Origin of the sequence: Vibrio sp. 10N.261.52.C11 (assembly GCF_041471405.1) — a bacterium.
Classification (GTDB): domain Bacteria; phylum Pseudomonadota; class Gammaproteobacteria; order Enterobacterales; family Vibrionaceae; genus Vibrio; species Vibrio crassostreae_C.
Genome location: NZ_JBFROI010000014.1, coordinates 70,026 through 92,277, shown reverse-complemented (window position 1 = coordinate 92,277; position 22,252 = coordinate 70,026). Strand labels below are relative to the sequence as shown.

At 44.9% G+C, this 22,252-nt stretch carries 19 protein-coding genes; 8 read left to right on the top strand and 11 right to left on the bottom strand.

What is annotated here, in order from left to right; genetic code table 11:
* Positions 1 to 162: 162 nt before the first annotated feature.
* The 3 genes from AB4323_RS05780 (at position 163) to AB4323_RS05770 (ending at position 3,123) form a co-directional block, all read left to right on the top strand.
* A complete protein-coding gene (locus tag AB4323_RS05780) occupies positions 163 to 1,425 on the top strand; it encodes an amidohydrolase family protein (RefSeq protein WP_372151899.1) in 1,263 nt (420 codons plus the stop codon).
* A 164-nt stretch (positions 1,426 to 1,589) separates the two neighbouring features.
* Positions 1,590 to 1,985 (top strand): pentapeptide repeat-containing protein, encoded by a 396-nt coding sequence (locus tag AB4323_RS05775; protein ID WP_017060189.1) that lies wholly within the window; start codon positions 1,590 to 1,592, stop codon positions 1,983 to 1,985.
* Positions 1,986 to 2,229: 244 nt separating this feature from the next.
* Entirely contained in the window at positions 2,230 to 3,123 is an 894-nt protein-coding gene (locus AB4323_RS05770) for a DMT family transporter (protein ID WP_017060188.1), read from the top strand.
* A 113-nt stretch (positions 3,124 to 3,236) separates the two neighbouring features.
* Here the strand turns inward: AB4323_RS05770 and AB4323_RS05765 are convergent, their stop codons facing one another.
* Positions 3,237 to 4,121 (bottom strand): SMP-30/gluconolactonase/LRE family protein, encoded by an 885-nt coding sequence (locus AB4323_RS05765; RefSeq protein WP_372151897.1) that lies wholly within the window; start codon positions 4,119 to 4,121, stop codon positions 3,237 to 3,239.
* A gap of 99 nt (positions 4,122 to 4,220) precedes the next feature.
* Between AB4323_RS05765 and AB4323_RS05760 the strand changes: the two genes are divergently transcribed.
* Positions 4,221 to 5,117 (top strand): LysR family transcriptional regulator, encoded by an 897-nt coding sequence (locus tag AB4323_RS05760; RefSeq protein WP_372151895.1) that lies wholly within the window; start codon positions 4,221 to 4,223, stop codon positions 5,115 to 5,117.
* 393 nt (positions 5,118 to 5,510) lie between these two features.
* On the opposite strand, the gene AB4323_RS05755 is transcribed toward AB4323_RS05760, so the two are convergent.
* From AB4323_RS05755 to AB4323_RS05740, 4 genes are read right to left on the bottom strand one after another with little or no spacing between them, the layout of a single operon-like run.
* Positions 5,511 to 6,209: a response regulator gene (locus AB4323_RS05755; protein ID WP_102333411.1), complete on the bottom strand. Its 699-nt coding sequence runs from the start codon at positions 6,207 to 6,209 to the stop codon at positions 5,511 to 5,513.
* Positions 6,206 to 7,615 carry an ATP-binding protein gene (locus AB4323_RS05750; RefSeq protein ID WP_372107300.1) on the bottom strand — a complete coding sequence of 470 codons (1,410 nt, stop codon included), beginning with the start codon at positions 7,613 to 7,615 and terminating at the stop codon, positions 6,206 to 6,208. Before AB4323_RS05750 ends, AB4323_RS05755 begins: the two co-directional genes overlap by 4 nt.
* A 57-nt stretch (positions 7,616 to 7,672) precedes the next feature.
* Positions 7,673 to 9,622, bottom strand: coding sequence for a MacB family efflux pump subunit (locus tag AB4323_RS05745; protein ID WP_102333010.1), 1,950 nt, complete (start codon positions 9,620 to 9,622; stop codon positions 7,673 to 7,675).
* Positions 9,623 to 9,625: 3 nt separating this feature from the next.
* Entirely contained in the window at positions 9,626 to 10,807 is a 1,182-nt protein-coding gene (locus AB4323_RS05740) for an efflux RND transporter periplasmic adaptor subunit (protein WP_170967426.1), read from the bottom strand.
* Positions 10,808 to 11,269: 462 nt separating this feature from the next.
* On the opposite strand from AB4323_RS05740, the gene AB4323_RS05735 reads away from it, so the two are divergent.
* Together AB4323_RS05735 and ltrA are read left to right on the top strand one after the other, a co-directional pair.
* On the top strand, positions 11,270 to 11,413 hold the full coding sequence (locus tag AB4323_RS05735; protein ID WP_162497971.1) for a hypothetical protein: 144 nt from the start codon (positions 11,270 to 11,272) through the stop codon (positions 11,411 to 11,413).
* Between the two features lie 234 nt (positions 11,414 to 11,647).
* Positions 11,648 to 13,120, top strand: a complete 1,473-nt coding sequence (gene ltrA, locus AB4323_RS05730) for a group II intron reverse transcriptase/maturase (protein ID WP_198593305.1) — start codon at positions 11,648 to 11,650, stop codon at positions 13,118 to 13,120.
* Between the two features lie 303 nt (positions 13,121 to 13,423).
* On the opposite strand, the gene AB4323_RS05725 is transcribed toward ltrA, so the two are convergent.
* From AB4323_RS05725 to AB4323_RS05705, 5 genes are all read right to left on the bottom strand, one after another.
* Positions 13,424 to 13,876, bottom strand: a complete 453-nt coding sequence (locus tag AB4323_RS05725) for a hypothetical protein (RefSeq protein WP_102503346.1) — start codon at positions 13,874 to 13,876, stop codon at positions 13,424 to 13,426.
* 351 nt (positions 13,877 to 14,227) lie between these two features.
* Positions 14,228 to 15,241: a manganese-dependent inorganic pyrophosphatase gene (locus AB4323_RS05720; protein WP_372151893.1), complete on the bottom strand. Its 1,014-nt coding sequence runs from the start codon at positions 15,239 to 15,241 to the stop codon at positions 14,228 to 14,230.
* Between the two features lie 478 nt (positions 15,242 to 15,719).
* Positions 15,720 to 16,172 (bottom strand): septal ring lytic transglycosylase RlpA family protein, encoded by a 453-nt coding sequence (locus AB4323_RS05715; RefSeq protein ID WP_372151891.1) that lies wholly within the window; start codon positions 16,170 to 16,172, stop codon positions 15,720 to 15,722.
* A gap of 337 nt (positions 16,173 to 16,509) precedes the next feature.
* Positions 16,510 to 17,886 carry a uracil-xanthine permease family protein gene (locus AB4323_RS05710; protein ID WP_372151889.1) on the bottom strand — a complete coding sequence of 459 codons (1,377 nt, stop codon included), beginning with the start codon at positions 17,884 to 17,886 and terminating at the stop codon, positions 16,510 to 16,512.
* Between the two features lie 280 nt (positions 17,887 to 18,166).
* Positions 18,167 to 18,658, bottom strand: coding sequence for a VOC family protein (locus AB4323_RS05705; RefSeq protein ID WP_017065982.1), 492 nt, complete (start codon positions 18,656 to 18,658; stop codon positions 18,167 to 18,169).
* 472 nt (positions 18,659 to 19,130) lie between these two features.
* Here AB4323_RS05705 and ahpC point away from each other — a divergent pair, with 472 nt between their 5' ends.
* Both ahpC and ahpF read left to right on the top strand, forming a co-directional pair.
* On the top strand, positions 19,131 to 19,688 hold the full coding sequence (gene ahpC / locus AB4323_RS05700) for an alkyl hydroperoxide reductase subunit C (RefSeq protein ID WP_016798107.1): 558 nt from the start codon (positions 19,131 to 19,133) through the stop codon (positions 19,686 to 19,688).
* Positions 19,689 to 19,886: 198 nt separating this feature from the next.
* On the top strand, positions 19,887 to 21,479 hold the full coding sequence (ahpF, locus tag AB4323_RS05695) for an alkyl hydroperoxide reductase subunit F (protein ID WP_372151887.1): 1,593 nt from the start codon (positions 19,887 to 19,889) through the stop codon (positions 21,477 to 21,479).
* 136 nt (positions 21,480 to 21,615) lie between these two features.
* Here ahpF and AB4323_RS05690 read toward each other — a convergent pair whose 3' ends face one another.
* Positions 21,616 to 22,215: a LysE family translocator gene (locus tag AB4323_RS05690; protein WP_017071831.1), complete on the bottom strand. Its 600-nt coding sequence runs from the start codon at positions 22,213 to 22,215 to the stop codon at positions 21,616 to 21,618.
* Between the last annotated feature and the right edge of the window lie 37 nt (positions 22,216 to 22,252).

Here is a 22,252-nt window from a genome sequence, read left to right as displayed (position 1 = left end):
GAAATACACCTTAACGTTCGAGTAGGAAAAACTTAGAAATATAGAAAAGCACCAAAAGATAAGTCTCGTCATTGCTTGTCACCAAATGGCCATTCTTCAAATGCTGCGCCCCATATGATGACCCCATCAGCGACACACACTCATTTCCAAAAGGTGCAGACTATGAAAAAGCTAATCACTAACGCGAACGTATTTAACGGTGTTGATAACAACTTAATCGAGAACGTATCAATCCTCATCGAAGATAACTTGATCCCTCAGATTGGAGAGATTGACCCAACGATTGCCGATGAAACGATTGATGCTCAAGGCGGTACAGTCATGCCAGGCCTGATTGATGCACACGTTCATATCACTTTATCTGCACCATTCAATGTCATTGATACCATGACGCGTGAAGAAGTGGCGATTCGCTCAGCAAAGATTTCAGAAGAGATGTTAATGCGCGGTTTTACTACCATTCGCGACGTGGCGGGTAATACGCTTGGCCTTAAAAACAGCATCGACAAGGGCTATGCCACTGGCCCACGTATTCTTCCGTCAATGGCGGCTATCTCGCAAACTTGTGGTCACTCAGATTACCGTCAAAACCAAGCACAAGAGCGTTTAGCAAACGGCCATGAAGATTCACCTATGATGAAACTTGGCGCCATGAAAGTGGCAGATGGTCGTTCAGAAGTATTAAAAGCTGTGCGTGAACAACTGTTTATGGGCGCTTCTCAAATCAAGATCATGGCGGGTGGTGGCGCATCTTCAACGTTCGACCCACTAGACACGTTGCAATTCACATCAGAAGAAATGAAAGCCGCGGTTGATGCCGCTTCTGATTATGGCACTTATGTTGCCGCGCACATCCACACCTCTGATGCGATGCGCCGAGCCGCTGAAGCGGGCGTGATGTCTTTCGAACACGCGACTATCATGGACGACGACATTGCCGAGATCATTAAAGAGAAAGGCATTTGGGTGATTCCTTCTTACTTTACCTCTTCATTGATTGCAAAGCGTAAGATCCCGCTGCCAAATGAAGAGACATACCGCAAGACAGAACGCGTAGGCAAAGCGATGTTCAAGTCAGCAGAACTGATTAAGAAATACGACATTCAGAACATCGCTTTTGGCACTGACTGTGTAGGTGAAACCAACGTTCACGCGACACAATTGAATGAACTTGGTGCGATTGAGCAAGTATTCGATACCATCACCGCACTTCGCATGGCGACATCAAACTGTGGACGCTTGTTCGAGATGTCGACTTATCGACACCCATACCAAGAAGGCAAGCTAGGTAAGATCGTTGAAGGCGCGTATGCCGACCTATTGATCATCGATGGCAATCCACTGGAAAGTGTTGCTTGTGTGGCGAACACAGAGACACAAAAACTGATCATGAAAGACGGCAAGGTGTACAAAAACACGCTTTAACCTCTAAAAGCGCTCGTCCATTCACCATAAAAGCAACAAATCTAAAGCAAATAACCGAGATGACTAACTTGGTTGTTTGCTTTTCTTTGAATCGCCTAAAACTGATCTCGCTTTCGACCAACAAACTCTGACAACAACTCGATTCTATTTTAGATCAGCATAAATTGTGGTTGGAAAACCAAGGCGGCGAACGAGCACAATTAGGTAATACCGATCTAAGTAATCTAGCGCTTCAAGATGTTGACCTTCGTTGCGCCAACCTGATACGTACTGATTTTAGTGGCGCCGATTTATCGGGTGCGAACATGAATGAGGCTGACATCACCTATGCCAATTTCAGCCACGCGAACCTCAACAATACGAGCTTCCGCGATGCTGACCTACGTAACGCCAACATGAGTTACGCCCAAATGCTCAACGTCGATTTACTGCGTGCCGACTTGTTTCGCACTGACTTCAGCAATGCTCAAGTTAATGACTCTGCTTTCAAACGAAAAGACACAGGCAATACCATTATTGAGCTGCGAGATCCTACCCGACAGTGTCTCTCTGCCAAGTAGGCTCAAACAGCGATGATCTCCAATGCGCTGATATTGTTGCATATTCATTCGATTATTCGATAAATACCGAATTGGACTGGGCACTCACCTACTGAACTCAGGTCGTAATAGCAGATCTCGCACCCCATATCACTAAGCATCGAACGACATTGTTCTTACTTGGTTTTTTGTTCTTACATATTTTCGATTCTCATGTATTATGTGCGCCCATAATTGTATGACAAATATGTAGCGCCGTTTCTGTATGACCAAAGCCACCAACCACGCGATTTTGCTCTTAGTATTCGCCAACCTGCTCGCCTCCTTTTCAGACGTTTCACTAAAAGTACTGAATGGCGAAGTGCCCACGTTCCAATATGTGTTTATCCGCCAGCTATTGAGCGTGATGTTGCTGCTTCCTTTTTGGCTAAAGCTACCCAGAGAGACGCGCATGCAAGGTGGCTGTCGCATCAACTTCTTACGGGCTCAATTCATCCTAGTAGGTAGTGGCTGCGCAATGATTGCCATCACACACCTCACCTTGGCGACCGCAAATGCGATGTTCTATGTTGGGCCCATTCTTATGCTCCCGCTTTCTATTGTTTTACTGAAAGAGAAGCCGACATCATCAAAAGTGGTGGCGACATTGATTGGTTTCGTGGGTGTGTTAATCGTGTTGCGTCCAGAGCAATTTCACTGGGCCGCTATTGCAGGGTTAGGCAGTGCGCTCGCGATGGGTGTCGGCAATATTTTGATTAAACGTCTTCACGCAGAACAACACATTATCTCGACACTATTTTGGACCAGTGTGATGACTCTACCGCTGGCGTTGGCTCTTGCTCTACCTGCATGGGCGGCGATTGAATGGCGTCATGTTGGGTGGATTATGGCAATCAACCTGTTCGTTCTTGGATACCATGCCCTTGTGGTGGTGGCTTATAAAAAAGCACCAGCAAACCAAATTGCTCTCGCGGAATACTCGGGGTTGGTGTTCGTGACCTTATTTGGCGTGATGTGGTTTGATGAAATTCCAGACATGTTGACCCTTGTCGGCATCAGCCTGATCGTCATTCCGATGATGCCAATAAAGTGGAAGAAGTACTTCAGTAAGCCAAATCAAACGGCGCTTGATATAGAAGCCAATCAGACTAAGTCTTAATTGCCAGCAGTATCCTTGCAGCGCATCGAGCTAACCCACTTTCGACCTATTCAAATGAGAAAAGGGACCGGTATTTCTACCCGTCCCTTTTTTATTTTCGTTTGTATAAGGTGTTACTTAAGCTTGAACACCAACACTTTGTTGTATGCCGTTACCATCAGTAAGTCTTGCTGTTTCCCGCCAATTTCTAGGTTGCTGATATGGCCCGCATCAATAGCAATGAAGTCTATCTGCTTACCGTCTTTATCGAACACACCCACGCCACCGTGCGCTGCAACAAATAGGTTGTCATCGGCATCAACAGCGACACCATCAACCATAGGTTCAGAGCCAGACTCCGCCTTCACTTGAGCAAACTGAGTCTTATTGCTGAGTGACTCTCCATCAACATCAAATCGGTATACCCAGCCATCAGATGTGTCGGCAACGTATAAAGAAGATTCATCAGAAGAAAAAGCGATGCCGTTTGGCAGCTTGAACTCTCCGGTGATCAACTTTAGATCACCATCTAAATAACGATAAACGCCATTAACCGGTTGCTCTGGTTCTGCCTTTGCTGGGCCGTAACCTTGGATACCAAACGGAAGATCGGTAAACCACACGCTGCCATCACTGTTAACGGTTAAATCGTTCGGACTATTAAGCAGTTTGCCGTTATACGTTGCAGCGACAATCACTTTCTCTCCGTTGCCCTCACGGTACGACAGCTTTCTATCATGGCGGGCTGCCCAAAGGTTGCCTTTCGCATCAATATCGAGACCATTGGCATAGCCAGAGTTATCATCAAAAACGCTCAACTTACCGTTAAGATCGTAAGAATAGGTAGTGTTATTTGGAATATCGCTAAACAAGAAACGTTGATGTTCCACATCCCATGTAGGGCCTTCAACAAAGCCAAATGAGTCTCCAACCAATGTTGGGTTGCTTTCTACAACAGAGGCAGCTGAAACATTCATAGAAGCAGCCATTGCAGCGGTAATAAGTAGTAATTTGTTCATTGTTCTTCTCCTTTCTGTTTACGTTTTGAATCTTAGTTTCTTGAAGGAGTGAGAAAAACAGTACAAAATGACTTAACTGTTTACTAAATGGTGTTAATGATGAATTTGATTTATATGCAGACCTTCTTGACTGTCGCCGAAGAGCTAAGCTTCACCAAGGCCGCTGAAGTATTGGATGTGTCGAAAGGTTTGGTGTCTCGGCATGTACAACGACTCGAAGAAACATTGAATTCTAAGCTGTTTCACAGAACGACTCGTTCTATCAGCCTCACAGAAGTGGGTGAAGAGTTGTATTCGAAAGCGAAGCAAATTCAACTATTAGCAACCGAAGCGGAAATGCGTGTCTTAGACATGACGCAGGAAGTGGCAGGCGATTTAAAAATTACCGCCCCGATAGAGTTTGGGCGTGCGCTTTGTCGCCATATCATCCCTACTTTCAAGCAAGAGTACCCAAAAGTGGATTTGATTCTCGACTTTGGGCCGATGAAAAAGAAGATAGAGTCTGGCGACTTTGACATTGCTTTTAGAGCCTACGATGAACTGCCTAATGATGTGATTGCCAACGATCTCGGACATATCCGCAATGTTCTGGTTTGCAGTGCGGGTTACGCATCGACTAACCCACTTGCCACCACTAAAGACATCCATAAATGCAGCTTCATTCTTAACAGTCAAAATGAACGCTGGAATCAGCTGGAGTTGAGCAATGGCGAACAAACCTACCATGTTGAAGTAACCGGAAGTGTTAGCTCTAATACCTACAGTTCAATTTTAGAGTTAGCGATGCAAGGGATAGGTGTCGCCAGCTTGCCGTTCTATCAAGTTGAAGAGCAGCTCAAACAAGGTGAGCTTATTCACGTGTTCCCTGAGTGGTCGATAAAAGCCCAAAAGCTAAGCCTTATCTATGCTCAAAGAAGAGTAACACCGCAGAAGTTAGTCACTTTTAACCGAGCGGTAAAAGAGTGGCTGGAATCGAATAACGCTTATACGTTGTGAGTTTTAGAACGCTAAACCTTTCAATTGGAACGTATGTGCGTTCCATTCATATCAGGCTCAATCGCAGTGCTTTCAATAGCTGATAGGCTGCCGTGTATTCGTCGATTTTGAAACACCCTCCCCCTCTAACTCCCCCTCAAGTTGAGTTCATCCCCCTCTCTAGATTGACGACCGAGGGGGAGAATCTTCTTTGGCGCTGAATGTGAAAATGCGCATGTCGCCATCGGCATTCAGTTCCTCCCCTTTCCACGAAATCATAATGGGTCGAAAATACGGATTAAGGGGAGATTAGGAGGGAATTTGAGGTTGGTGTGATTACCGAGGGAGGTTGGGCTAACACGGATTTGCCCCAATACGAGTTACGAGCACATCTGAAGCTGCAATACTTACCTCTCAAATTCGTTGAGTAAACTTATAACCAACACCATAAACAGAGCGAATTGGTGATTCGCCCGTAGAGACTTGGCCTACCTTTTTACGAATATTCTTGATGTGAGTGTCGATGTTGCGATCCGATACATCAGCCGTGTCTGAATAAGCCCGATTTAAGATATCGTCACGGCTGAACACTCGACCTGTGTTTTCAAGAAACAGTTTTAGGATCTTGAACTCTTGTGGCGTCAGGTCAATTAAAGCTCCTTCAAAGCGAACTTCAAACTCATCAGGCTTCATTTCAAAACCAGAGTCGATGATCATGGATGCTTGCTGATTTGCCGAATTTATCGGTGTCACTCGGCGCAGCACCGTTTTGATGCGGGCGATGACTTCGCGTGGACTGAATGGTTTACAGATATAATCATCGGCGCCAAACTCAAGCCCCAGCAGTCGGTCAATCTCTTCGCTTTTTGCCGTAATCATAATAATTGGCAGTTGAGAAAATGCCCGAACCTGTTTACAAATATCCATGCCATCGGTATCTGGCAGCATTAAATCAAGCAGCATCATATCAACATGGTGAGTTCTGATATGGTTGATGACGTTTGAACCACTCGCGAGATGTGTTGCTTCAAAGCCACTGTTTTGGCAATACGCCACCAGAACTTCTGCGATATGAGCTTCATCCTCGACAATCAAAACTTGAGGTTTCGTCATAGGTTTACTTCCTTAAACAGTGGTAATCGGATGGTCACTTTTAGGCCGCCAAGTGGGGAATTACTAGCAATAACAATGCCTTGATGCGCTTCGGTAATTTGTTTACACAGAGCCAAGCCTAGCCCTGAACCGCCATGTTCGCGGTTTCGAGAGGACTCGACTCTGAAGAAACGATCAAACAATTTGTTGTGCATCTCAACAGGTACGCTTGGCGCCGAGTCTTGTAAGACTAATGTGAGGTCTTGATCTTCAATCTGAGCAATTAGGTTCACTTGCCCTTTAGCATGCGTATATCGGTAGCTGTTTTCCAATAAATTAGTAAATAGCTGCTTCAGGCGGTCACTATCGCCAAGTATCTGACAACGTTCATTGTTTAGCAGGGGGGTTAACGTCGAACAGTTAACAGAAAGTGGCTTTTGATCGAGTTTTGCTTCAAATCCGCTCAACACTTCCAGTAACAATTGTACTGGCTGCACCACCTCTTTTTTATAGGAGAGTCCACCGACATCGGTGATAGAGAGTTGGTACAGGTCGTTAACGATGCGGCTTAATGAATCCACCTGATCCACCATTAGTTGAATGCGCTTTTCATCGGCTTGGAAAACCCCATCTTGAATGGCCATCAGTTGTCCACGCATCACGGTTAATGGTGTCTTAAGCTCGTGCGAAACATCCGACATCCATACCGATCGGTTATTTTGGTTTTGCTCTAAGGTTTGCGCCAGAATATTCACGTTTTCCGCCAGATGAGCAATTTCATCTTTGCTCTGTTTCTCAACGCGAACTTGATAATCGCCTCGAATCATTCGATAGGTACCAGATATAAGGCGACTGATGGGTGAGACAAGATGTCGCGAGAAAACCCATGCAGTAACAAATGACAGAATAACCACAGCAAGTGCGATGGTGTAGTAATTTCTGGTTTGTTTGGCCAGAAACTCATTCTCTGCACTGTAGCTATTAATTTGAGCGGGTATGAATGAGAGGTAGCCCACTAAGTTACCATTATGCAGAATGCGCTGGTTGCGCGCATCGGGGTGAAACTCTTTACGCCCGATCACCACCTCTTTATTGGCATCAAAAAGACTCACTCGTCTCGGTACGTGAAGTAAGCGACCCAAGCTATATTCGCTCTCCGCCTCTTGTGTTGATTGGTCTGCTTTTCGATGAAAGTTAGCAATACTTTTCCACAATGCGTCATCTTGTTTTAACGACTCCCAGCTCTTTTCTTGGTCGTAAAAAAGAGTCAATTGCTCTTGTAGCGCGGCAACATGCTTTAATTCCTCAGCTTCCACGTAATCATTGAAACCCGTAGATAAGTTATGCGTGACCAGCAGCAACATTAATCCCACCGATGTAAAGCTAGTCACACAGAAAGTGAAGAAGAATTTGTAGAGTAGTTTCAATGTTCTGTCCTAGTAAAGGTTCGCCACACACACCATAAGGAATGGGGCGTTTTTGGTTTAATCTCGCGCTAGTGCTTCTACTGGATCGAGTTTGGCGGCATTGCTCGCGGGTAGAAATCCAAAGACAACGCCAATTAAAGTCGAGCAACTGAATGCTGCGATGATAGAACTTGTTGAATAAATCATTCGAATGTCACTACCCATATACCCTAATGCAAAGCCAACAAAGTAAGCCAAGCCTATTCCCATCAAGCCACCTAAAACACAGACTAACACAGCTTCAATCAGAAATTGGCGCAGGATGTCGGTTTGTCTGGCTCCGACGGCCATACGAATGCCTATCTCCCTCGTGCGCTCGGTAACGGACACCAACATAATATTCATTACCCCAATTCCGCCAACAACCAGCGAGATAAAGGCGATGGCTGAGATGAGCATGGTCATGGTTGATGAGGTTTTCTCAATGTTTTGGCGAATAGCGTCTGTATTGACTGTAAAGAAATCCTCGGCACCATGACGCGCTTTGATGAGCGTGATAATCGCCTGTTCAGCCGCTGAACTTGATACCTCGTCATTGAGTCTTACCGTAATGTCGTTAACATAGCTTTGGTTCAGTAATCGGCCCGATACTGTCGAGTAGGGGAGCCAAACATTCAACGTATCGCTGCTGGTAAGGCTATCATCTTGCTCTGCGGTGACACCGATGACGCGCACAGGCAATTGACCAAGAAAGATGACCTTACCAATCGGGTCCTCCCCCTGAAATACATCGGTTACGACATTGGCGTCAATGATCGCCACTTGCTCGAGCGAATCGATACTCTCTTGACTGAAAAACTGCCCTTTATCGAGCTCAAGCCCCTTAACTCGAAAGTAGTCTAAACCCACTCCCTCAACGCTTCCTGTATGCACTTCACTGGCATAACGAATGGCACCATTCGCTCGTACTGTTGGTGTCACGCTATCAACAAATGCAAAGTTTTCGAGCACTTTGGCATCATCCGCAGTAAGCGTTCGGATACGACCCGAGTGTTTATCACCCCTGCCAGTTCCGGGTTTTATCTCTATCGTGTTGGTGCCCATGTTTGCCATGTTCTCAAGGATGGTTTGCTGGGAGCCAGTACCCATTGCCACAACCGATACCACCGAGGCGATACCGATGATGATCCCTAACATGGTCAGAAAGGTTCGTAGACGGTTGTTAGACATCGCAAGCAACGCCATCTTAAACGCCTCTAGATAGCGAAAAATGCTGAGTTGTTTGTTGTGATCTTGGATCGCGTTGTTCTCTTTAGCGACAACGTTTGATTTAGGTTTATCGTGGTTTTGCTGGTCTTGGATGATTTGACCATCTTTGATCTCAATGACTCGATCAGCAAACGCGGCAACCTTAGGGTCGTGAGTAACAAGAATGATGGTATGTCCGTCAGCGTGAAGCTCCTGAATAAGTTGCATCATCTCTTTGCCGCTGTGACTATCGAGCGCACCTGTCGGTTCGTCAGCAAGGATCACATCGCCACCATTGACCAGTGCTCGGGCGACACTCACACGCTGCTGCTGACCACCACTTAATTGATTGGGCTTATGATCAAGGCGCTCCTCTAAACCCAATCGAGTGAGTAGCTGCTCGGCTTTCTCACGGCGTTGCTCTTTGGTTGTATTCGCATACAAAGCAGGGATCTCTGCATTCTCAAGCGCCGTTAAGTCACTCAGTAGATGATAGCGCTGGAAAATAAAGCCGAAGTTTTCTCGTCTTAGTTGTGCAAGCTGATCAGCATCCATATTTGAGACATCCTGACCATCAATCAGATATTGGCCTTGGGATGGTTTATCAAGACAACCAAGAATGTTCATCAATGTAGATTTTCCTGAGCCAGAAGCGCCGATAATCGCCACCATCTCGCCTCGATTTATCGCTAGGTCAATGTTGTTCAGCACAGTGAGTGCTTGATCGCCAGATTGGAACGCTCGGCTCACGCCTTTGATTTCTAGTAGTGGATTATTCATCGCTTACATCCTCATTGGGCCTTGGCCGCGTATGGGCATATCGCTAGACGCGGTTGACGAGGCTTGACCAACCACCACCTCATCTCCCTCTTGAAGGCCAGATGTTATTTCTGCATATATATTATTGTTAAGCCCAACTTCGACCTGTCTTAGCTCCACTTTTCCACCCTGAATAACAGGAACTTGAAAGCCATCTTTGCCAGAGTTTTGTAGTATTTGCGCTGGGATCATCAAAGCATCATCCGCACTATCAAGAACAATCGACACCTGAGCTGTCATGCCAATGCGTAAGAGTCTGTCTGGGTTTTGCACCTCGAAGCGTGCGTTGTAGTAGATCGCATCGCTGTCGCCAATTTCTAGATTGCTATCATCACCGTTCATTAAGGTCGGGCCCGGTTCAATTGAGCGTAATACGCCACTAAAGCGTGTATCTGACTCGCCAAGAATCGAAAAGTAAGCCTGTTGCTCCTCACTGACATGGATAACATCCGCCTCAGAAATTTGAGCACGGACCACCATGGTATCGAGATCGGCAATCTCAACAATGGATGGGGTAGATTGATTGGTGTTGACCGTTTGTCCTTCCTCTACTGAAACGTACACCACAGTGCCACTCATTGGGGCATCAATCGTGGTGTAGCTCAGATTTAGACGAGCAGTATCGACGTTGATTTCGGCTTTCTGTTTTTCTGCAACTAGCTGATCTAATTCAGCTTCGTAGATAGCAAGCTCTGCTTCAGCACTGTCGTAATCCGCTTGTGATGACGCCTTGTTACTTAGCATCGACTTATAGCGCTCAAAGGTGGAGGTTGATTTCTTGATCATGGCTTGCTTAGCACGAATTTGCGCCTCGATAGAGTCGAGAGAAGCAAGCGCTTCTTTTAGCTCATTTTGTTGAGTGAGGCTGTCTATCTGTCCGATCAACTCTCCTTGCTGGACTTCTTGACCTAACTCGACAGCAATTTGTTCAATTTCTCCGGAGACTTGAGCACCGACGTTAACCAATTTATTTGGGTAAAGCACACCATTGCTCAGCACGACATCCTTGATGTTGCCTCTACGCACCATGTCAGTGGTGTACACCATTTCTTGTTGAGCGTTCTGAGCTTGGTAGTAGTATGCGCCGCTACCTATAGAGCCAATCATCAAGCATGTAATAATCGCTTTGGTTAGTTTTTTCATCATATCCCCTGAAAGGTTAAGTCGGCTGAATGAACGTTGCCTTGATTGATGATGAAATAATAACTAACAAAGATAGGGGAAAAATGAAGTGCGGTAATTTTTAAATAACTGAATAGTAAAGGTTAATTTGAATTGTGAAGAGATAATGAAGATTATGGTGTGTGCTATGAGACTATAATAAGTATTCGCTATTGATAACCGAAAGATTAGATGCAGATATCTGCCATTGAATGGAATGGAGCTTTTATTCTAAACCATTTTTGTCCGTGCGACCTGAGGTCGTATGAAGCGTTGTTCACCGCTTAACGAGTGAACCATCTGTATCACCAGATGAACCTACGAGCCTGAATAAAGCAGCGGCTCGGACAATGTAACGAAACTTGGCCGTTGGGCTGAGTGGGAAAAGAATCGTGAGAGGACGTTCCTCCTGAAAACCACAATTCGGGTAAGTGCTAGGTAGTCAGTATGATGAACGTATGTGAATCCATTCAAGGTGCGTTATATGATGAAGCAGCGGAAGTGGTTAATACGCTGTGGCCAAAAGGCAATGAGAGTTGGAAAGAGGTTGGACAGTACTTTTTCGTGGTCGCCGTACTCTCCGCACTATAGTGGGCATCTAAGCTGACATTTTACGTAACATACGGAACAGGGTAAGCCTGTATCACTCCCTTTGGGAAAGCCTTTGTGGCCGATAGTGATGCAGGTATAGGAGGTCGGAAAAAGCGAAAGCTGCATTGTAATGATGCAGATACAGACTTATGTCTGATCACGAAAGTGAGCCCACTTCCGACTGGTCTCCCATTGCGAGAGAATTTGAAGAACTTTATTCAAGGAGAAAAGCAAATGGTGATCTCGAAAGAGATTAGTGCATCTTCTGACGGCGCTCAATGGCAGTCCATCGACTGGAAATCCGTTGAAGCACACGTATTGAAGCTTCAAATGCGTATCGCAAAAGCAACGAGAGAAAAGAAATACGGTAAGGTGAAGTCCTTACAGTGGCTCTTGACTCATTCTCGCTCAGCCAAGCTTCTTGCGGTTAAGCGAGTCTCTCAGAATAAAGGCAGTAAAACGTCTGGAATAGACGGTGTCACCTGGAACACAGATGTACGCCGTATGAAAGCAGTCAATCAACTGAGCCGCAAGGCTTACTCTGCAAAACCACTCAAACGTATCTACATCCCCAAAAAGAACGGTAAGCTCAGGCCATTGGGTATTCCATGCATGATTGATAGAGCGCAACAAGCCCTCCACCTTCTAGCATTAGAACCAGTGTCCGAAACGCTTGCCGACCTCAATAGCTATGGGTTTAGGCCAAATCGCAGTACGGCTGACGCCGTCAGTCAGTGTTTCAAATGTTTGGCTCTAAAGCGATCAGCGAAATGGGTTCTTGAGGGAGATATTAAGGCTTGCTTCGACAAAATCGGGCATCAATGGCTTATGGACAATATCACGGTAGATAAACGTATGTTAGAGCAATGGTTACAGTCTGGCTATGTGGATAAGGGTCTGTTCTATGATACCGATGAGGGTACACCTCAAGGTGGAATAATATCTCCAACCTTGATGCTAATGACTCTCGCGGGAATAGAGCAACAAATAAAATCTACAGCTCTGAAAATGGGTGCTAGGGCCAACTTTATTGGTTATGCGGATGATTTCGTGGTCACCTGCTCTTCAAAGGAAGTGCTAGTGAACGATATCAAACCGTTGATTGCTGACTTTCTGGCAGAAAGAGGGTTAACCCTCTCCGAAGAGAAAACGAAGGTCACTCATATTGATGATGGCTTTGACTTTCTGGGTTTCAATCACAGGAAGTACAAAGGGAAATTGCTCATTAAACCGAGCAAATCTAACACGCTGTTATTCCTTAGAAATCTACGTGAACTTATTAAAAAGCACGCAACCATCCCTGTTAACGATCTTATCAAGTTGATAAATCCGAAACTTAGAGGGTGGGCGAATTACTATCGCCACTGTGTTGCTAAACAAGTATTCGGGTATGTCGGCCACAAACTATTCCAAGCGTTATGGCACTGGGCAGTTAGACGTCATCCAACCAAGTCCAAAGACTGGGTTGTTCATAAGTATTTTCTCAATCGTAAAGGCCAGTGGCAATTTCACGGTTGGCAGAAAATCATGGACATGGACTGTCACTTCAATCTGTTCCAAATAGCTAAAGTGCCCATCGAGCGACACGTAAAAATCAGGAATGCAGCGACCCCTTTTGACCCTCAATACCAAGAATATTTGGTGAAGAGAAAATCTAAAAGGCTAGCTCGTAACTCTTGGAAAGAGCCTGTCCCGACTGCGTTATAAGTTGCTGGGTATCAATGATGCCTTAGTGGAGGCTTGAGCCGTATGCAGTGAAAGTTGCACGTACGGTTCTTAGAGGGGCGGCACTTGGTAACAAGTGTCGTCTACTCGACAGAAGCTTCGTAGGATGAATTTTTACCTTTGGCACTTCCTTTCTCGAAAGTGCCTTAAACGTTTCATTAGGTATGGCACGAGTAATACAACTAGCTAATGTGAAAAACAGGTACATTGCTCACCAAACAGCGATAAAAAAAATTCGTTTCCAAATTTTGAAATAGACCCAGTAAAGCGCAGTGTTATTTTTTGTTATTGTGGATCTACATGCCCAGAACAAGTATAGGACTGACCATCAACACCACGAATAGCGATCTGGTAGTTCAGCGCCAATCCATTGCCGACGATGTCTGACAGGCCCTCAGTTTCTGGATTGTTCATGCGATCGTGGTACATCTGACAAACGTGTTCTTCACCATGCCATTTTGATTGCACCTCTTCGATTCCATCAGCCTCGATGTCTACGCGAGCAACTCCATTTGTGCGCTTAGCTGCCTTAGTCGTGATGATCGTCGTCGTCATTGATGTATAACGGATACCATCGATTTTCGAACTAGCTTCGGTAAGTTGGTCGTGGTCTGCGTGTGTGATAATTGGGTCAGACACGAAGGCGTTCGCAGCCTTTACCTTTAAGCTGGTACAGCCAGTAATTGTCACAAGTGCAAGTGCGATAGCTGTTAAACCAATGGTTTTGATTGAGGTCATTTCATTGTCCTGTTAGTCATTCTGTCTGGGGTTTACTATAAACAATAAAACACTGTATTATTAGTTCAAACTATGAATACTAACTTACCGATAATAGAAAGCCGCGACTAGCATTCGTTACTTGTTTAAGGCTGCTCTAAGTCTAACTCTTCACGTGGTTGGTCGTGAATGTCCTTTGGGATTCGTATCATAAGGGCTATGTTAGATCCGGGTTATCCATAAGCTTTGTTAAATTAGAAAAAGCGCAACTCAATTTTATCCAAATCCAATTCAACACACCCAAAACAAAAAGGGATTGGTATCTCTACCAATCCCTTCACTACTTGTTTATAAAGTAACGGTTCTTATTCTCTACAAGCTCTCTATTGCCTTTTGTACCGCAGGGCCAATCTGACGCTTACGCGAAGTGACGCCTTCTAATGTCAGCATGTCGCTTGTTGGTTCAGCGTTGAAAGCCGATTTGATGACTTGATAGTCGCTTTCATCTACCCAAAGTAAGTTTGCTTCTTTGTTCTTAGTGTCTGTGATAGAGAAGAACAGATGGTCCAAGCCGTTCTCTTCTTTGTAGGCTTTCATAGCCGCCAAAAGCTCATCTTTACGGTCAATCAGTTGTTGAGCCGTTAGCGTTTCAGCGACACCGATACCCACCTGTTTGCCACCGTATTTAAAGTTTTTGTAATCCAGCGTCAGAATGGTTTCAGAAGAAAGGTGACTGAGATCCGACTTAGCAATCAGCATCTGTTGACCGAAATCTTCGATATCTGAAATACCTGCAACTTTTGCCAGCTTTTCAGCGTATTCACGATCATGCTCAGTGGTGGTTGATGATTGGAATACCACGGTATCAGAGAGAATTGCGCCTAAGCCTACACAAGCAAGGTGCTTAGGTATTGTCACATCCAACTTTTCAGCGTTGTCAGCAAGAATAGTTGCAGCCGATCCCCAGCCTCGAATATCCATCTCGACAATTTGTGGTGTATTAATCGGTGAGCCACCAATCGCGTGATGATCAACCACAGCAACAATAGATGCTTGGTCGATAGTTGGCGCTAGCTGAGTGACCTGATTGAAATCCACCAGCCCCACGCGGTATGAAGAGTAATCTGTCTCTAGGCGTGGCGATTCAGCATTGCAGTAGTTCAAGATGAAGGTGGATTCTGGATTAATCGGCTCTGGTACTGTCGCTGTACCGCCATAGATATGAGCCGCGAGCATCGCAGACATTACCGTGTCGCTATCTGGGCTTAGGTGCCCTGTCCATACGAGATCTTCACTGTTTTCATTAGCAGATTGTTGCAAGCTAAAAGCAAAACTTGCTGAACTGAAAGACATAATTACGGCTGCAACGACAGGGGTTAGCTTCACGGGTATTTCCTTATTTGAATTCGATATAGAATCACATAAGCTAAACACCAAAAATTTCAGAACCGTGTCACTAATATTTCAGATTTACTTCAGTGAGTAACGAAATGTAATTTCCCTCACTTCGAGAGTCTTCTTCTCCTATCAATTGTACCTCCCCCTTTCTATTACACGCCCGCCACAACCAATTTTGGATTAGTTCAGCTTTTCATTATTTCACAATGAATTTCAATGAACCCTAATAACAAGAAAGCTAAGACACTGATTTATTGACCACATAACATCATCAAACCACATATTAGAAATAAGATAATCTTATTAAAAATGGATTATCGAAAGGCACAAAAAAGGCTACAAAGCAGCCTTATTGAGTAAGCATAAATGAGCTATTGATTCACCGATATCGAGGTTCTGTTCCTCCCCTTTCCCACTACTGGTAAGGGATCGTAGATGTACACCAAGGGGAGGTTAGGAGGGGATTCTAGTGTTTATATCGAAAGGTATTACTATCATCAACAATCTCGATTTTAACAGGCACGGTGCCTTGTTTAACGTTGCCGATTTTTGCAAATGCCTTGTGCGACAGGTCGATCACTCTGCCTTTTACATAAGGGCCTCGATCATTAATTTTCACATCAACATACTTGTTATTGTCTGTATTGGTCACTCTCACGATAGTCCCGAATGGCAAGGTTTTATGAGCCGCAGTATTCGCATTCATATTATACGTCTCACCACTTGCTGTGAGCCTTCCATGGAATTTATCGCCATACCAAGAAGCTTTACCAGCAAGAGCATGTGACTTGGCATATTCCTTTGTTTTAGAACTGCCGACAGCCGACGTTGAGGTGCATCCGGCTAATATCATAAGGATAAGAGCGGTAAAGATAATATGTAATTTTTTCATGTGGTTTGTGTGCGCTAATCTCTGCATGTTTCTCTATTTTCGTTGTTGTTGGTTAGCAATATAATGCTGAGTATAGTTACTGCTCAGCCAAGGCTACCATTCGGTATGATGACGGAATGTTTTCATGAACGACACTTTCTTCCGTCATATTCATGAAAGGTTTTATCGTCAAAACGTCAACTTTAACAACGTCTTAAATCTGTATATTTCTTAATCGCTTCATGTAGATAAGTCACTCAGCCAAACATCCAAATACAAAAGCGGATTGGTATCTCTACCAATCCTCTTTAGGGGTAATTCGTTTTTCTGCCTTAAGCGCAATTGTCCGTAATCAGTCACCTACGCTTCTTCTCGGCTGTATAAGTTACGCTTTACTGGTTTGTACCGAATTCGTCATCGATTTGGCTTTAGTTTCAGGCACCAAAGACATCAACCCGGTAATAACAAGAGCAGCAACACCCGACATCGTGACTGGCGAGCCAAATATGCTTTGCACTAGCGTGGGGGCTTCTTTCAATAAATCCGGTACCAGCATTACCCCCAGCCCTAAACCTAATGAGATGGCAATCGTCATGATTCTGCGACGATCCAGCTTCTCACTAGCGATAATCTTGATGCCCGCCGCAGCAACCGTACCAAACATCACCAATGTCGCTCCGCCTAATACTGGCTTTGGAATCGTCATTAATACCGCGCCTAAGATGGGAAATAGACCTAATAGAAACAGAATTGCCGCAATGAAGTAGCCAATGTAACGACTCGCAATCCCAGTAAAATGGATCACGCCATTGTTCTGGCTGAAAGTCGTGTTCGGAAAAGTATTGAATACCGCTGCGATGAGCGAGTTCACACCGTCACCTAGCACGCCCGCCTTGAGTCGATTGATGTATTTTGGACCCTTAACTGGTTGGCCTGAGAACATACTGTTGGCGGTAAGGTCACCCGTGGTTTCAATAACGGTAATCAAGTAAATAAAAGCGATAGGCAGGAAGGCTTGCCAATCAAAAGCGAAGCCATATTTAAATGGAACTGGAATGCTCAATAACGGTTGAGATGCAAAAGAAACCATGGGTGCTTTGCCCATCAAAATAGCAACGCCCCACCCTACAACTAAACCGACCAAAATAGACGACAGCCTAACCATAGTATTGTTGCTTAGGTTAAGTGCCACTATGGTTCCGAGCACAATCGCACCCAACATCAGATTGCTTCCAGAACCAAAATCTTCTGCGCCAACACCACCAGCGATATCAGTGACGCCGACTTTAATCAAAGAGACACCAATCGTCGTGATAACGATGCCGGTCACAACGGGCGTGATCACTACTTTGAGTTTTTCGATAAAGCGCGATAGGACGATTTCGACAAATGCACCAAAGAAGCAGACACCAAAAATGGTGGCGAGCATCTCATCCGGCCCACCGCCATTTGCTTTAACAAGAAAACCCGCACCTAAGACAGAACCTAAGAACGCAAAGCTGGTCCCTTGGACACAGATCATCCCTGCGCCAACTGGCCCTATTTTTCTAGCTTGTATAAAAGTGCCAACCCCAGACACCATCAATGCCATGCTGATCAAATAAGGGATGTGTTCACCCAACCCTAAAACACCGCCAATAATGAGCGTGGGTGTGATAATTCCAACAAAGCTGGCTAATACATGCTGCAGCGCCGCGTAACTGGCTGCTTTGACTGATGGTCGATCGTCTAATCCGTAGATCAATTCACTGTTCTGTTCCATGTGACTTCCTTTATGTATTTTTTATTGTATACAATTTACATAAAGGCAATAGAGCAACATATATGCCAATGGTTTAACATCATATTTATCAATCAGTTAAGTTTTCGCTCAAGCCAATGCTGCACTATAGATCAACAATGTCGGCTTGTTTTAGTGCAACCGATAGTTTATCCGATGTTCCTAAATTAAGCCCTACAGACACAAAAAAAGGATTGGTATTGCTACCAATCCTCTTTAGGGGGTGTTTCGGTTTTTCTACCTATGGAAGGCAGTAACGCTATTACTCGTAATCAGTCGCGTACGTATCTTCGTATGTGTGCGAGTAGAATTCGAATAGGTTGCCAAACGGGTCTTCTAGATAAACCATTTGCGCTTGTTTTAGTTCGTCTTCTGGGTGGTAACGCATGATGTCCATACGAACCTTACCGCCAAACTCTTCAACGCGCTTAATAGCTGAATGAAACTGCTCTTTTGGAAGTTGCAGACAGAAGTGGAAGATGCCTAGACGAGAGAAGTCTACTTCGTGACGCTCTTGACGATCTTTCATTTCGAACAGCTCAACACCGATGCCATCAGATGTGACTAGGTGTGCAATGTTGAAGCCTTTGAAGCCTTCGCCAAATACTGCGATACACATACGGCCGATTGCTGATTCGCGCTCTTCCAAAACCTTAGTGTTGTTCATTACGATTCTTAGACCCAGAGCCTTAGTGTAAAACTCGACTGCTTTGTCCATGTCGCCAACCATGATGCCTACGTGATTCATTTTCATAACTTGCTCCAAATTCGTTTTTAATTCTGTGCGTTTCGAAGACTGGCTTCGATGTTTCGTTTCGATGGAGAGAGTATAGGTACATGCGTTAATTAACTGAAATTATCATAATTTATATTAATGATAATTTTTTGTTATTTACAGTTTGATATAACAACTCAACTCACGCAAAGAAACCATACCGAACCCTACCTACATAGACACATAGATACACACACCAATAGAGATAAGCCCAATGTAGAGAACAACCTAAAGAGCATAGCTACTTAAATTGGGAGTTGTTGATGTTTGATGGCTTTTGTTAATTGTTTTTGTTGATAGCTTTTACCGATAGCCTTTTCCTTTCGAAGATAGGATTCGCCTATTGAATCTATAGAAATGTCCGATTTCACTAATTTTCGGTGGCAATGCAATATATCTACATCGACGCGGGATAGCGTTAAACACTATAAATTAGAAAGAGAGTCAAATCATGATCAACACAGAAATCAAACCATTCAACGCAACAGCATTCAAAAACGGCGAATTCGTAGAAATCACTGAGCAAGACGTTAAAGGCAAGTGGGCTGTATTCTTCTTCTACCCAGCAGACTTCACGTTTGTATGTCCAACTGAGCTAGTTGACCTACAAGACAAATACGCAGAGCTTCAATCTCGCGGCGTAGAAGTTTACTCAGTATCAACTGACACTCACTTCTCTCACAAAGCATGGCACGATACTTCTGACAAAATCGGCACTATCGAATACTTCATGGTAGGCGACCAAACTGGCAACATCACAAATAACTTCAACGTTATGCGTGAAGGTCAAGGCCTTGCAGACCGTGCAACGTTCCTAATCGACCCTGAAGGCGTTATCCAAGCAATGGAAATCACAGCTGAAGGCATCGGCCGTGACGCAGAAGACCTACTACGCAAGGTTAAAGCAGCACAATACGTAGCCGCTAACCCAGGTGAAGTTTGCCCAGCTAAATGGAAAGAAGGCGAAGAGACTCTAGCTCCATCTCTAGACCTAGTAGGCAAGATTTAATCTAAGCCTAGCTAACAAGAATAGCTAAACGGTTCTACAGGCGCGCTTCGGCCCCCCTCCTAAAGGGCAGTCGCGCGCCACCCTTTCAAAACATCAACACCACAATATTTGCCGACTTGCGCCCCCTTTTTATTTTCCTTTTTCAGCAAGAAGGTATTGGTCAATACCAAGACACAGAATTTAAGAGCAGGCACGATTATGTTAGATCAAGCAATGAAGCAGCAGCTAAAAGCATACCTAGAAAACCTAAAAACCAATGTTCAGTTAGTGCTTAGCCTGGATGGCAGCGACACCGCGAACAAACTTCAAGATCTGGCGAATGACATCTCGTCTTTAACCGATAAAATTGAAGTGACTCGCGATGACAGCGCAAGCACTCGCAGCCCTATCATGCAGGTCGTGAACCAAGAGAAAGGCACCGCGATCGGTTTTGCCGGTTTGCCAATGGGTCACGAATTTACGTCACTGGTTCTAGCACTGCTTCATAGTGGTGGTCACCCTATCAAGCTTGAAGCGGACGTAATCGAGCAAATTAAAGAACTCGATCAAGAGCTTAATGTAGAGATTTTTATCTCGCTCTCATGCCAAAACTGTCCAGAAGTGGTTCAAGCCTTCAATATGATGTCGGCGATTAATCCTCTGGTTAAGACAACGATGATCGACGGCGCAGCATTCCAAGATGAAGTGAAGTCTCGCGACATCATGGCAGTACCAAGTGTATTCGTTAATGGTGAGCTATTTGGTCAAGGCCGTATGTCACTGGCTGAAATCCTTAACAAGGTTGATTCATGCGCAGCGGAAAAGAAAGCAGCAAACCTAAACCAACAAGCACCGTTTGATGTATTGGTTGTCGGCGGCGGCCCTGCAGGTTCTTCAGCGGCAATTTATGCTGCACGTAAAGGCATTCGTACTGGTGTGGTTGCTGACCGATTCGGCGGCCAAGTGATGGACACCATGGCGATTGAGAACTTTATCTCAGTAAAAGCGACAACTGGCCCTAAATTAGTGGCAAGCCTTGAAGAGCACGTAAAAGAGTACGGTGTTGAAGTGATGACTGAGCAGCGCGCTGCAAACATCATTGCAGCAGAAGACACTGAAGACGGCTACATCCACGTTGAGCTAGAGAGCGGCGCAACACTACGAGCTCGCACGGTTATCACAAGTACCGGTGCTCGCTGGCGTGAAATGAACGTTCCGGGTGAGCAAGAGTACCGCAATAAAGGCGTCGCTTACTGCCCACACTGTGACGGTCCTTTATTCAAAGGTAAGAAAACAGCGGTTATTGGTGGTGGTAACTCAGGCATCGAAGCGGCAATTGATTTAGCGGGTATCGTTGAACACGTAACCGTACTTGAATTTGCAGACACATTGCGTGCCGACCAAGTACTTATCGACAAAGCGAACGCAACACCAAACATCGAAATCATCAAGATGGCACAAACAACGCAAGTGATTGGTGATGGCAACCGTGTAACCGGTCTGGAATACAAAGACCGCAACACCGATGAACTTAAACAGATTGAACTCGCAGGTATCTTTGTTCAAATCGGCCTGATGCCAAACAGCGAATGGTTGAAGGGTTCGAAAGTTGAGCTCTCACCACGCGGTGAAATTGAAATTAACGCTCATGGCGCAACATCAATGAAAGGTGTGTTCGCAGCGGGTGACGTAACAACCGTACCTTACAAACAGATCATCATTGCGATGGGTGAAGGTGCGAAAGCAAGCTTAGGTGCATTTGACCACCTAATCCGTAACTCAGCTCCAGTTAAAGAGGCTGAAACCGCTTAACCTTTACACTGAAAAGCTTAAAGCTTTTAACTCAAGCTCCTTAAATATTTGTTAACTTAATTCTTTACTGTTAACGACTTAGTCGACATTTAGACGCCACTCCTATGGATTTAGGAGTGGTTTTTTTCTTTGTGATTTACGCCGGTTGATAAAGCATAAAGGCAACCACCATCGCTAAGCTTCCGCCCAAGCAACGGTTCACAAACATCATCTGTTTTGGTGATTGCAGTAGCTTTTTAAGCATGGTGCCGCAATACGCCCACACCAACATGCACGGTACACCGGTAATCACCATACCCGCGATAATGGTCACGACTTGAATCAAGTAATCTGCATTCGGAGTGATGAACTGCGAAAACACGGTTAATGACGCTATCCAACCTTTAGGATTTAACACCTGCACCAACACACCCGACACAAAGCCTGAACGATTGTCAGTGGTGCTTTCTTCGATTTGCATATTCGCAATCGACCACGCCATGAACAGCAAATAAGCCGCACCCGCGTATTTCAAAATGCTGTATAGCTCTGGGTAAAGGGTAAATAGGCTCACCAAACCGACACTAGAACCCGCCAGTACGATGATGATGCCAACAGCGTTCCCAGAGATAAAAGGTAAAGTCGCAGCAAATCCATAACGACTTGAAATCCCAAGTAATGCGATATTGCCTGCCCCAGGGGTAATTGCAATTGATGTTGAAAATAGCAAGAACGCCAGCATTAATTGAGAGCTCATTTCCTCTCACTCCTAATAAGTAAAGTATTTATAGGGA